Source organism: Actinokineospora auranticolor, assembly GCF_002934265.1.
Taxonomy (GTDB): Bacteria; Actinomycetota; Actinomycetes; order Mycobacteriales; family Pseudonocardiaceae; genus Actinokineospora; species Actinokineospora auranticolor.
In genome coordinates, this window is record NZ_PTIX01000016.1 from 57,818 (window position 1) to 70,312 (window position 12,495).

At 72.6% G+C, this 12,495-nt stretch carries 7 protein-coding genes; 3 read left to right on the forward strand and 4 right to left on the reverse strand.

From position 1 onward, the window contains the following. Positions 1–2 precede the first annotated feature (2 nt). On the forward strand, positions 3–1,526 hold the full coding sequence (locus CLV40_RS25120; RefSeq protein ID WP_104481450.1) for an FAD-dependent oxidoreductase: 1,524 nt from the start codon (positions 3–5) through the stop codon (positions 1,524–1,526). Here CLV40_RS25120 and CLV40_RS25125 read toward each other — a convergent pair. The 4 genes from CLV40_RS25125 to CLV40_RS25140 form a co-directional block, all read right to left on the reverse strand. Then, positions 1,490–2,761 carry a glycosyltransferase family 4 protein gene (locus tag CLV40_RS25125; protein WP_104481451.1) on the reverse strand — a complete coding sequence of 424 codons (1,272 nt, stop codon included), beginning with the start codon at positions 2,759–2,761 and terminating at the stop codon, positions 1,490–1,492. The genes CLV40_RS25120 and CLV40_RS25125 overlap by 37 nt on opposite strands. Then, positions 2,758–4,023, reverse strand: coding sequence for a DegT/DnrJ/EryC1/StrS aminotransferase family protein (locus CLV40_RS25130; protein ID WP_104481452.1), 1,266 nt, complete (start codon positions 4,021–4,023; stop codon positions 2,758–2,760). The genes CLV40_RS25125 and CLV40_RS25130 overlap by 4 nt, the downstream gene beginning before the upstream one ends. Positions 4,024–4,072: 49 nt before the next feature. Then, positions 4,073–5,494: an ATP-grasp domain-containing protein gene (locus tag CLV40_RS38320; protein ID WP_104481453.1), complete on the reverse strand. Its 1,422-nt coding sequence runs from the start codon at positions 5,492–5,494 to the stop codon at positions 4,073–4,075. A gap of 86 nt (positions 5,495–5,580) precedes the next feature. Further along, positions 5,581–6,546 carry a KamA family radical SAM protein gene (locus tag CLV40_RS25140; protein WP_104481454.1) on the reverse strand — a complete coding sequence of 322 codons (966 nt, stop codon included), beginning with the start codon at positions 6,544–6,546 and terminating at the stop codon, positions 5,581–5,583. 602 nt (positions 6,547–7,148) lie between these two features. On the opposite strand from CLV40_RS25140, the gene CLV40_RS25145 reads away from it, so the two are divergent. Both CLV40_RS25145 and CLV40_RS40620 read left to right on the forward strand, forming a co-directional pair. Further along, positions 7,149–9,290, forward strand: coding sequence for an FHA domain-containing protein (locus CLV40_RS25145; RefSeq protein WP_181043724.1), 2,142 nt, complete (start codon positions 7,149–7,151; stop codon positions 9,288–9,290). Then, complete coding sequence (locus CLV40_RS40620) at positions 9,290–12,478, forward strand: MFS transporter (RefSeq protein ID WP_342752302.1); 3,189 nt, start codon at positions 9,290–9,292, stop codon at positions 12,476–12,478. Before CLV40_RS25145 ends, CLV40_RS40620 begins: the two co-directional genes overlap by 1 nt. Positions 12,479–12,495: the final 17 nt, after the last annotated feature.

The window sequence follows — 12,495 nt, forward strand, 5'->3', positions numbered from 1 at the left end:
CGGTGCGCGACGTCTGCGTGATCGGCAGCGGCGCCGCGGGCGCGGTCGCCGCCGCCGTGCTGGCCGAGGCCGGGTGGGACGTGCTGGTCCTGGAACAGGGCGAGCACGTCCCACCCGGCACGCACCTGCACGACCTGATCCCCGGCTACGAGACGGCCAGGGCGCGCGACCTCGACGGCGGGTGGACCGAGGAGGGCTACCCGTGGACGGCCTGCTGCGTCGGTGGCGGCACCCGGTTCTACGCCGGGGTGTCGCTGCGGCTGCGGCGGGTCGACTTCGACGCGACCGCGCACTGCGCCGCGGAGGCGCTGCCGCCCGCGTGGCCCTTCGGCTACGACGACCTGCGGCCGCACTACGACTGGGTGGAGCGCCGCCTCGGCGTGACCTCCGACGGCGGGCTCGACCCGACCCGCCCGTCCCCGCCGCTGGACCTGCTGCCCCCGCACCGGCCCAGCGCCCGCGGCGCCGCGCTCGTGGCGGCCGGTCGGGCCCTGGGTCGTACCCCGTTCCCCATGCCCTTGGCCGTGGCGTCCGCGCCGTTCGCCGGGGCACCCGCCTGCGCGGACCTGACCACCTGCACCGACTTCGCCTGCCCGAGCGGCGCCAAGGGCGATGTCCACCACCGCCTGCTCGCGCCGCTGGCCGACCGCATCGAGGTCCGCACCGGGTGCAAGGCGGTGCGGTTGGTCGAGGACCGGCCGGGCCGGGTGGCGGCGGTCGAGTGCCTCGACGTGGCCACCGGCGCGCGGGAACTGGTGCGCGCCAGGCACTTCGTAGTCGCCGCCAATGCCATCCAGTCCGCCGCGCTGCTGCTGCGTTCCCGCTCGGCGCACTCGCCGGACGGGCTCGGCAACGGCCGCGGCGTGGTGGGGCGCGGGTTGTGCATGAAGGTGGGGCAGAACCTGACCGCCCACCTCGACCACGACCTCGACGAGATCCCGGCCCCGAAGGGTGGGCGGTACGTCACCGTCGCGTTCACCGACAACTACCTCGACCAGCACTGCCCATCCGGCCTCGGCGGGCTGGTGCTGGAAACCGGACCGCTCGACCCGGCGGACATCGCCGACCGGCGGGTGCTGCGGCTGGAGTGCCTGGTCGCCGACCAACCCGTGGCGGAGAACCGGGTCACCCTGGATTGGTCCACAGTGGACGCGTATGGTCTGCCACGACTGGTGTTGGACTACCGGCCGCACCCCCTGGACCTCAAGCGGCTGGACTACCTGCGCGATCGCGCCACCGAGGTGCTGACCCGCGCGGGCGCCGCGCGGGTGGACCCGGAGCCCATGGACTTCTCCCTGGGCAGCGGGCACCTGCACGGCACCTGCCGGATGGGGACGGATCCCGCGACCTCGGTGTGCGACCCCCAGGGGCGGGTGCACGGCGTGGTGAACGTGCGCGTGGCGGACGGCGCGCTGATGCCGTACCCCGGCGCGGTGAACCCGGCCCTGACCATCCAGGCCCTGGCCCACCGCGTCGCCACGCTGCTGCTTCACGAGGAGACCGCCGCGGGGACGATCCCGGAGTAGACCCCGGTGAGGCGGCGGGTGACCGCGTCGAGCGCGAAACCCGCCGCCCGCCGGGCGCCCGCGGCGCCGAAGTCGGCTCGCAGTTCCGGCGCTTCCAGCAGTTTGCGCACCGCCGCGGCCAACGCCTGCGGGTCGCACGGCGGTACGACCAGCCCGGCCTCGCCGTGCCCGACCACCTCCGGCAGTCCACCGACGTCGGTGACCACCACGGCGCGCCGGGCGGTCAGCGCCTCCAGCACGGTGCCGCCCAGTTCCTCGTGCCGTGAGGGGATGACCACGACATCCGCCGCGCCGATCGCGGCGGCCACGGCGGTCCGGTCGAGGTGGCCGCACAGCTCCACGTGCTCGGTGATGCCCATCCTGGCCAGTTCCGCCCGGCAGTACCGCAGCTCGTTGCCGTCGCCGCACATCAGGAACCGCGCGGACGCGCCCTCCCGGACCAGCACCTCGGCCGCGGCCACGAAGTCGGCCCACCCCTTCTCCGGGGCGAACCGTCCACAGTAGAGCACCGTGGGCACCTCGGCGGGCGCGGGCGCGGCGGTGGTCAGCTCGGGGGTGAACAGGTCCAGCCGCACCCCGTCCGGCACCACGTGCACGCGGTCCGCCGTGGTCAGCCCGGACTCGGTGTACACCCGGCGAACCCGTTCGGTCAGCACGACGACGGCGTCCGCCCGGCGCACAGCCCACCGCTCGAACAGCCTTGCCGGGCCGATGAGCAGCCTGCCGACGAGGTTCTCCGGGTGGAAGGTGGCGATCGCGCTGCAATGCGTGGTGATCACCAGCGGTCTGCCCAGCACCGCCTTGGCGACCACCGCGAACAGGAACGTCCACGGCAGTTCGCTGCAGTGCACGTGGATGACGGAGAAGCGCCGGTGCGCGCGCCGGACCCGCTGCCGCAGGCACCACACGGTGAGCGCCAGGCCCCACGACACCAGCAGCCCCGCGTACCCCTTGGCCCGGGTCGGGATCGGCGCGATCGGCAGGCGCAGCAACTCGAACCGGGTGCGCGGGTCGACCTCGACCGAGCGCGGCATCCCCGGCCGCCTGGGGAACACCACGGTCTGCCGTGCCCCGAGTTCGCTGACCTGCTCGGTGGTCTGCATGATCTGCACCTGCATGCCACCGATCGGCTCGTACTGCAGCTCGCGGTGGTCCAGCCGCCGATCGGCCAGGTAGTAGTACGGCGTCAGCCGCAGCACGTGCAGGTCGGCGGGGTCACCGCCGCGCCCGCTCACAGCTCGTGGGCGTGGTCGCGGACCTTGGCGACCGCGGCCACGATGTCGGCCGCGTCGGCGCTGTCGCCCAGCAGCACGCCGTGGTGGAACAGCAGCGCGGACCGCCGGAACCGCTCCGCGCCGGGGAACTCCCGGCCGATCGCCCGCCGCTGCCCCTCCTCGGACCAGATCTGCGCGAAGCGGCGCTTGGTGAACGGCCGCAGCATCACGCTGTCGTTGAGCGGAGGGTCCGGCGGGTAGACCGCGAAGCCCAGCTCGGCGGTGATCGCCTCGGCGACCTTCTCGGCGGGCGCGCCGCCGAAGGCGTCCTCGGCGTAGCTGATGCCGTACTCGTAGATGGACCGCCGGTCGACCTCCTCGGGCACCGGGATCGGGCCGAACCCGCCGAGCTCGGCCAGGCCGCGCTCCAACTCGCCCGCGATCTTCTCCCGGTGCAGGTGCTGGGTGTCCAACCGCGGCAGCTGGTCGAGCAGCACCGCCGCCGACAGCTCCGACATGCAGTAGTTGGCGCCCATGACCTCGCCGTCCTCGACCAGCTCCATCGTGCCCTCGGGCACCGGGTGGTCGGGGTAGCGGCGGGAGTCGGCGCGCAGCTGCTGGGCCCGCCGGTACAGCACCGGGTCCGAGGTGATCACGGCGCCGCCCTCGCCCGCGGCCAGCACCTTGCCGTTCTGGAAGCTGAACACCCCGAGCGCGCCGTACGTGCCGACGTTGCGGCCCCGCCAGCGCGCGCCGTGCGCCTGGGCGCAGTCCTCGACGACCGGGACGTCACCGGCCACCGCGAGGATCCCGTCCAGGTCGGCGACGGTCGCGCCGAGGTGCACGACGATGATCGCCTTCGTGCGCCCGGACCGGCAGGCGGCGATGGTCTCCGGCGTGACGCACCCGGTCACCGGGTCGACGTCGGCCAGCACCGGCAGCGCGCCGACGCGCAGCACCGCGGTCACCGGCGCGACCCAGGTCATGGTGGGCACGATGACCTCGTCGCCGGGCCCGATGTCCAGCGCCTCCAACGCCACCAGCAGCGCGCTGGAGCCGTGGTCGACGCTGACGCAGTGGGGGACGTCGTTGTAGCGGGCCCAGTCCTCGGCGAAGCGCCGCTCGCGGGCCGTGGTGCCGTCGCTTGGCCAGCTGATCGCCCAGCGGCCCGAGCGCAGCGCGGCGACCACCTCCTGCTCGGTCGCGGTGTCGTACTGGGGCCAGCGCGCCCAGCGCTTGTCCGCGCGGACCCGGGGTCCGCCGTGCAGTGCCAGTCGGCTCATCGGTTCTCCTGTCGACTCGTCAAACCCACGTCCCGCGCTCCCGGCGCGGTCAACTCCGGAACTCCGTGACCAGCGCGTCCACGCAGTGCGCGAGCTTGCGCACCGCGTCGGCCGCGTCGTCGGCGGCCACGACGACACCCAGGTGCGGCAGGGCCGCGTCGGTGCCCGCGACGAGCGTGGGCACCACGTCCGCGGCCAGCCCGGCCAGCTCGACCGCGCGGGCGAAGCGGGCGAAGGCGGGCCGGGAGGCGTGGCGGCTCGGCAGCGCGATCACGTCCCGGCTGATGACCGTCACGTCCCGGCCGCGCCGCGCGCGCAGGCAGGTCTGGACGCTGAGCGGCGCGGTGGTGCCGGTGCGCCGGGCGTTGATCTCCAGCGGCACCAGCTCACCGGTCGGCCGCACGAGGAAGTCGATGTCGAACCACCCGCGGTAGCCCACCAGCGCGAGCTGCTCGCCGACCGCGACGCAGAACGCGGACAGCAACGCCGAGCGCGCGGGCGCGATCACCACGCCGTCGTCGGTGACCCCGCCCGCGAACTGGGTGCCGTTCATCGCCATGGCCGTCACGCCCTCCAGGCGCACCCGTCCCAGGTGGTCGATGGTGCAGTCGCCGCTGACATCCGACCATGGGAGGTCGGAACGCCACTGGTAGTCCTGCACGATCGTGGGCAGTCCGTTGTGGAACGTGTCGTCTTCGCGCAGGCGCGCCAGCGTTTCGAGCACCGCGCGGCGGGTCGACGTCCGGTGCGGGGACAGCACGGCCGTGCCGTAGCCGCCGACGCCGAACGGCGCCTTGAGGACCACGGTCCGGCCGCGCGCGCCCGCGTCGACCAGGGTCGCGACCAGGTCCGGTTCGGACTCGCAGAGCCGCTCCCCGGTCAGGTGGATCCCGTCGGGGGAGTCCAGCGCGTTGTGCGCCTTGGCGAACAGCTCGGGGCTGGAGGCCTTGGACTCGGCGAACGCGGGTAACGCGGCGTCGGTGGACCGCACCGCGGCGGCTTCCGGCAGGTCCCGCGCGTACTCCCGGTACGGCGCGCTCTCGCCCCACGGGATGAGCCGCGCGCCCGCGTCGACCGCCGCGCGCACCCGCGCGGACAGCACCGGGTCCGCGCCCAGCGCGGCGAACCCCGGCCCCAGCGGCCCCGGCACGGTGACCGGCTCGAACCGGTCCCACCCCAGCAGCGCCACCTGGCGCTCCCACCACGGTTCGCCGTCGAACTCCGGCACCAGGACCAACCCGGGGTCGGGGGAGTGGAACGGCGCCAGGCAGGCGTAGCCCAGGTCCCCGGCGGCGACGTCCGCGCGGACGTCGTCCGGTACCCCTTCGGGCAGCATCGCGTCGTGGAACTCGACCACGTTGCCGACGTGCACGTCACCCACGCGCCCGGCACCTACGTGAGCACCGTTCACCTTGCCCTCGCGGGGATGTGCGCCGGTGCGGACGTCCTTGCCCTTGTGGACACCGCTCATGTGGACACCCCCGTCCCGAATCCCGCTCTCGTGCGGGTTCTCCGCGCTCACCGGTCTCCCACCCCGCTCCCCCTTCCGCCCACCGCTCAGTCCTCGCGCGCCTTCCAGGTCTCCGTGCTGAGGGTCAGCCCGTCGAAGTCGGTGACGTGCCCCAGGTCGAAGTCCCAGTGGTTCGTCGGGACCAGCACCTTGCCGCGCGCGGCGGGCATGTCGATGACGTGCTGCGGGAAGGCGAGGCCGTCGAGCCGCTCGCGCAGCCGCGACATGATCGCCACCTCGTCGCGCAGGTCCATCTCGAACCGGGCCGTGGTCGGGATGCGCTGGCAGTGGTAGAGGTAGTACGGCCGCACCCCCAGCTGGAACAGCCTGGTGTAGAGGCGGTACAGGACCTCGACGTCGTCGTTGACGCCCTTGAGGAACACGCTCTGGCAGATGAGGAGGTAGCCCATCGCGCGGAACTGGGCGATCAGGTCCTCCACCTCGGGCGTCAGCTCGTCCGGGTGGGAGATGTGCAGGCTCAGGTACATCGTCGGCCGCAAGGTGGCCAGCTTGCGCATGAGGTCGAGGTTGACCTGGCCCGGGGACTGCACCGGGAACCTGGTGTGGATCCGCATGACCTTGACGTGCTCGACCTCGGCCAGCGAGGTGAACAGGTACTCCAACCCCTTGGGGTTGATCAGCGGGTCGCCGCCGCTGGCGATGATGTCGTGCAGCTCGCCGTCCTGCTTGACGTAGTCGACGATGGTGTCGATCTGCGCGGTCCCCAACCGCCCCAGGCGGTCGAGGCCGACGCCGACCCGGTCCTGCCGCTCGCAGTAGCGGCAGTTGGCGCCGCAGGTGTACGAGAGCAGTACCAGCAGGCGTCCGTCGAACTTGCGCACCCCGCCGGGCACGGCGGTGTTGGCCTTCTCGCTGAGCAGGTCCCGTTCGATGTCGGCGGGGATGTCCTCGTGCGCCGGGTCGTAGACGTACATCTTGCGGACGGCGTCGCTGCGCTCGGCCAGTTCCAGCAGGTACGGCGTGGTCTTTTCCGCGAAGCGAGCTTCAGTCATGCGCCTACTCGAATCTCTCGGAGGGACGTGGCGGGACACCGCCCGGGCACCGCGCCCGTCGCCGGACGGGTCGCGCGACCCGTCGCCGGTCGGGCCGCGCGCTGCTGCCGGGGATCGCGGCCGGGGCGTGCGGCCGATTGTCACCGGTGGATCGTCTTGGGGTCGTCGTGGTGGTAAGCGAATTCGTTACCCGGTTAACCGGTAGGCCAATTTCGACAGTCGACGATGGTCACCGCCGGTTTTTCGCCAGGCCGCTCGGGTGCGGCCCAACATAGCGAAAACCCGGGGCGGTGTCGCTGCTCTCCTTGGACCGCACCGGTTAGGACGTTCGGCGGAAATCCGCGCGGTTGCGTCCTTTTGGACCAACGCCGTCCCGTGTGTAACAGTCGGGTTGTTTGCGCGAAACACACGCGACAGTCGGGGAGCGCTGCCTATACTCGGAGTAGGGGAGGTGACCTGTGGTTTTCGCCCACCTGTTGGCAGCGCGGAGAGTTGACCTCTCACGGCACCTGCCGCCGACCGGTTGGTGACTCATTTTCGACTCCCCGCGCGTCCACTCGGGCGCGTTCGTCACCGGTTCCTGACGCGAAGGACTGTGCACAATGGCCAAGTCCGCAAGGCCTGCTTGGAGACGCGCGTGGGCCACGCCCGCGCGCAAGGCGGTACTGGGGGCGCTCGCCTCCGTTGCTGTCGCTCTTGGGGCCGCGGGTCTTGTGCAAGCGGGCACCGCCCGCACCGCGCTGCTCATCGGGGCCTGTACCGCCTTCGCCGCCCTGATCGCGGCTTTCCTCGTCCAGCTGGCCCGTTCGGCCGCCCCGGTGCCCGGTGACCTGGACGGCACCACCGTGGACAACTCCGCCGCCGCGGACGCCGCCGACGCCGCGCTGGTCCGCGACCCGGACTTCCTCGCGCTCGGCCTGGGCGGCACCAACATGATGGCGATGCTGTGGACGGTCGCCATGGGCAAGCGCGCGGTCGGCGTGGAGATGCGCGGCGACCCGTCGCTCGGCGTGCACTGGAACATCCGCGAGGACCTGTACCACCACTTCGGACTGATCGACCAGATGATGCTGGAGCGCTACGGCGCCGACGGCGTGCCCAAGCGCGGCAACGGCACCCCGTTCCTGCTCGCCGAGTGCTTCTACCACCCCGACACCGCCGCGGGCGCGGTCGCCGCGGACGAGGTCGTCACCGGCTTCCTCGACTCGCACATCGGCGAGGACGCGCACGTGTCCGGCATCATCCACCACACCGAGTTCATCGACGACCGCTGGGCCGACGGCCGACCGCAGCGCGTGGTGACCGTCGTGGACTCCGCGCTGCCGCCGACCGACCACGACCCGTCCAAGATCGGCAGGCCGATGGTGGAGGTCCTCGACGGACCCTCCACGTTCCAGGCGGGCGCCTCCGAGGTGCTCATCCTCCAGCGCCGCTACCTCGAGGCGATCGAGCGGATGGACCTCGAGCGCGGCGCGCGGCCCCGGGTCCGGTTGTTCACCAGCCACCGCGTGGTGACGCCGAACGACGACGGCGGCTACCTGAACTGGCTGCGCCGCGACGAGGGCTTCACGCCGCAGCGCGACGGCCGGATGGGCGTGCGGATCGAGCAGATCCGCGAGCTGGACTACAAGGGCAAGTTCCGCCGCGTGCGGGTGCCCGGCACCGAGGTGCTCGACCTCGGCGTGCCCGAGCTGTTCATGATCGCGCAGGGCTTCGACAGCACCGACGCCACCCGCCTCGGCTTCCGCCAGGAGGAGGTCAAGGTGGACCACCAGGACGGCCGCGGCCCCGTGGTGGCCCAGGCCGACTACCTGGCCGGGCTGATGGAGGTCCTGGTCGACGGGCGGCTGCGCAGGCGCATCGCGTCGGAGTTCGACAAGCAGGGCAACGAGTACTGGGTGCGGCAGATCGCCGTGGGCCACCAGGACGACCCCGAGGTGGGCTGGATCCTGGTGCAGGTACCCGACTTCAAGACCTTCGACCCGATCCTGGCCGGACTGGTGCCCCCGGGCACCGACCGCAAGGCGCCGGAGTACTTCGCCGCGTACCAGTACCTGCTGCGCGACTTCTACCTCGAGCAGGTCTCGCACATCGTGGAGATCCCGCGCGAGGAACTGGAGTCGGTGCAGATCCCCTACGGCCCCAAGCTGTTCAGCCTGGTCGAGCAGGTCGGCGCGGACGCGCTGGTGGCGGCCAACGGCGTCGTCGCGGGCGACTCCTTCGGCAACGGCCACTTCCTGACCAGCGGCGGCGCCATCACCGGCATGGTCGGCCACGGCGCCCGGGTGCTGCGCTACTGGGAGGCCCGGGCGGCGGGCGCCGACCAGCCGACCGCGGTGCGCGGGTTGGCCGACGGCATCAAGGCGGACACCGACGGGTGGCTGCACGTCAGCGCCCAGGAGTTCAGCCAGGCCGTGCCGATCAACTTCGGCGCCGAGCGGATCGAGCGGATCTCCGCGGCCAGCGGCAAGTCCACCGAGGCCCGCGCGAACACGATCGACGCCACCCGCAGGCACCGGCACTCGCTGGTGCCGCTCGACCCGTCGGACTGGCGGCGCCTGGTGATCCGCAGCGGCCGCACGCACGCGCTGTCGCTGCCCCCGCTCAGCCAGGTCCACCCCGCGCTGCGCGGGTCGGGGGAGGTGGCCGGGGAGTCCTCGGACGTGATGGCGGACGAGGCCGGGATGACCACCGGCAACGGCCAGGCGGACCTGGCCGCCCCGGCGCTGAACGCGGGGGCGTGATGGACGCGATGACCGGGGCCGCGCTGCGGCCCGTCCCCGTGCTGCGCGGCCTGCGCGAGCGCCAGTTGGCGCTCGTCGTGCTCTGCGCGGGCACCCTGATGATCATCCTCGACGGTTCCGTGGTGAACGTCGCGCTGCCGTCCATCCAGACCGACCTCGGGTTCGCCCAGACCGACCTGGCGTGGGTGATCAACGCCTACCTGATCCCCTTCGGCGGGTTGCTGCTGCTGGCGGGTCGACTCGGTGACCTCTTAGGTCGCAAACGCCTGTTCATCAGCGGATTGGCCGTGTTCACGGTCGCGTCGCTGGCCTGCGGGCTGGCGAACAGCCAGGCCGTGCTGATCGCGGCCCGGGCCGCGCAGGGCATCGGCGGGGCCGCCGCCTCGGCGGTGGTGCTCGGCATGATCGTGACGATGTTCCCCCGCCCGAGGGAGCAGGCCCGCGCGGTCGGCGTCTACTCCTTCGTGGCCGCGGCGGGCGCCTCGCTCGGCCTGCTGGCCGGTGCCGCGCTCACCGAGGCGATCAACTGGCACTGGATCTTCTTCGTCAACCTGCCCCTCGGCGCGGCGACCATCGTCGCGGCGCTGCGGCTGCTCGACGAGAACACCGCCGACACCGACGCGCAGACCTCGGACGTGCTGGGCGGTCTGCTGATCACCCTGGGCCTGTCGCTGTGGGTCTACACGATCGTGCAGGCCGGGGAGACCGGCTGGGGCTCGACGCGCACGATCGTGCTGTGCGCGGTGTCCACCGCGCTGGTGCTCGGCTTCGTCGCGCACCAGGCGCGGGCCCGGGACCCGTTGGTGCCCCTGGGCATCTTCCGCGCCCGCAACGTCGGCTGGGCGAACCTGGTGCAGACGCTGATGGTGGCCGGGTTCGCCGGGGTCTTCTTCCTCGGCGCGCTGTACATGCAGAACGTGCTGCGGTTCAGCGTCGCCGAGGTCGGGCTGGCGTTCCTGCCCGCCGCGGCGGCCATCGCGACGCTGTCGCTGAAGGTCACGCCGAAGCTGGTGGACAAGGTCGACGCCAAGGCCGTGCTGGTGCCGGGCATGCTCCTCATGGTCGCGGGCCTGGCGCTGTTCGCCAGGGTCCCGGTCGACGGGGACTACCTGGTGGACGTGCTGCCGGTGATGCTGCTGCTCGGCACCGGCGCGGGTCTGTGCTTCCCCGCCGTGATCACGGTCGCCATGGCCGACGCCACCACCAGCGACGCGGGTGTGCGCTCCGGTCTGGTCAACACGACCCAGCAGATGGGCCCCGCGCTCGGCCTGGCCGTGCTGGCCGCGATGTCCAGCGCGCGCACCGGCGACGCGCTGGCGGACGGCGTGCCCGCGCTGGAGGCGCTGACCTCCGGCTACCGGCTGGCGTTCCTCGTCGGGGCCGGGATCGTGCTGGTCGCCGCCGTGCTGGGCATGACCGTCGTGCAGCCCGCGGTGCCGAAGACGGCGCCGAAGTCCCTGGACGACACCGCGGTCGACGCGCACGACCACAACCTCGCGGGCGTGCGCGACCCGGACTACCTGGCCCTCGGGCTCGGCGGCACCGGGATGATGGGCATGCTGTGGTCGGTCGCGGAGGGCAAGCGGGCCGTCGGTGTCGAGCTGCGCGGCGACCCGTCGTACGGGGTCATGCACTGGAACCTCAACGCCGACATCTACCACCACCTCGGCGTCATCGACCAGCTGATGCTGGAGCGCTACGGCGCCGACGGCGTGCCCAAGCGCGGCGACGGCAGCCTGTTCCGGCTCGCGGAGTGCCTCTACAGCACCGAGACCGAGGCGGGCGACGCCTCCGCCGACGAGGTGGTCAGCGGGTTCGACCTGGAGTCGCACGTCGGCGGCGTGGTCTTGCACGAGGAGCACGTCGACGACCGCTGGCTCGACGGCAGGCCGCACCGGGTCGTCGCCGACCTGGGCGGCATGACGCCGCCCACCGGCCCGGACCCGTCGCGGCTCGGCCGCGACCTCGCCGAGGTGCTGGCGGACCGGCCGACGTTCCTCGCGGGCGCCGAGGAGGTGCTGGTGATCCTGCGCCGGTACCTGGAGGCCGTGGAGGCCATGGACCTCGCGTCCGGCCGCGAGCCCCGCGTGCGGCTGTTCACCAGCCACCGCGTGCTCACCGAACCGCGGCGCGCGGCCAAGGGCGCCACCGGGTTCGAGCGGCAGCCCGACGGCAGGCTGCGGGTGCGCCTGGAGATGGTGCGCAGCCTCGACCACAAGGGCAAGTTCCGCCGCGTCGCGGTGGACAACGCCGAGATCGTCGACCTGGGCGTGCCCGGTCTGATCGTGATCGCCGAGGGCCAGTCCGGCGCCGACGCGCGCAGGCTCGGGTTCACCCAGCGCGACGTCCGCGTCGACCACGGCGACGGCAACGGCCCGGTGCCCGCGCAGGCGGACTACCTGGCCGGGCTGATCGAGGTGTTCATCGACAGCCGGGTGCGCAGGCGGGTGTCCACCGAGTTCGACCGCAACGGCACCGCCTACACCACGCGCCAGATCGCGATCGGGCACGAGGACGACGCCGAGGTCGGCTGGGTGCTGATCGAGGTGCCGGAGTTCAAGACCTTCGACCCGGTGCTCGCGGGGCTGGTGCCGGAGGGCACCGCCAAGGACACCGCGAAGTACTTCGCCGCCCACCAGCTGCTGATGCGGGACTTCTTCCTGGAGCAGACCGCGCACCTGCTGGAGATCCCCAAGGCCGAGCTGGCCAAGATCCAGCTCACCTACGGGCCAAAGCTGTTCCGCCTCGTGGAGCGGATCGGCTCGGACGCGGTGGTCGCGGCCAACGCCGTGGTCGCGGGCGACTCCTTCGGCAACGGGCACGTGCTCACCAGCGGCGGTGTCACCACCGGCATGGTCGGCCACGCCCACCGCGTGCTGCGGTACTGGCGGGCCCGCGAGTCGGGGGTGACCCACGAGCAGGCGCTGCGCGACCTCGCCGACGGGATCAAGGCCGACACCCAGGCCTGGATCCGGCACAGCGAGTCGGAGTTCAGCCCGATGCCACCCGCGGACCGCCGGGCGTTGGCCGCGACCCGCGAGCACCGGGCGTCGCTGCTGATCCGCGACCACTCCGACGAGTGGATCCGGGTCGTGATCCAGGCGGGCAGGCTGCACGCGTACGCGCTGCCGCCGCTGGCCGACACGCACCCGGCGGCCCGCGCCGCCGCGGAGTCGCCGTCGTCCTGACGCCCGCCTGACGTTCG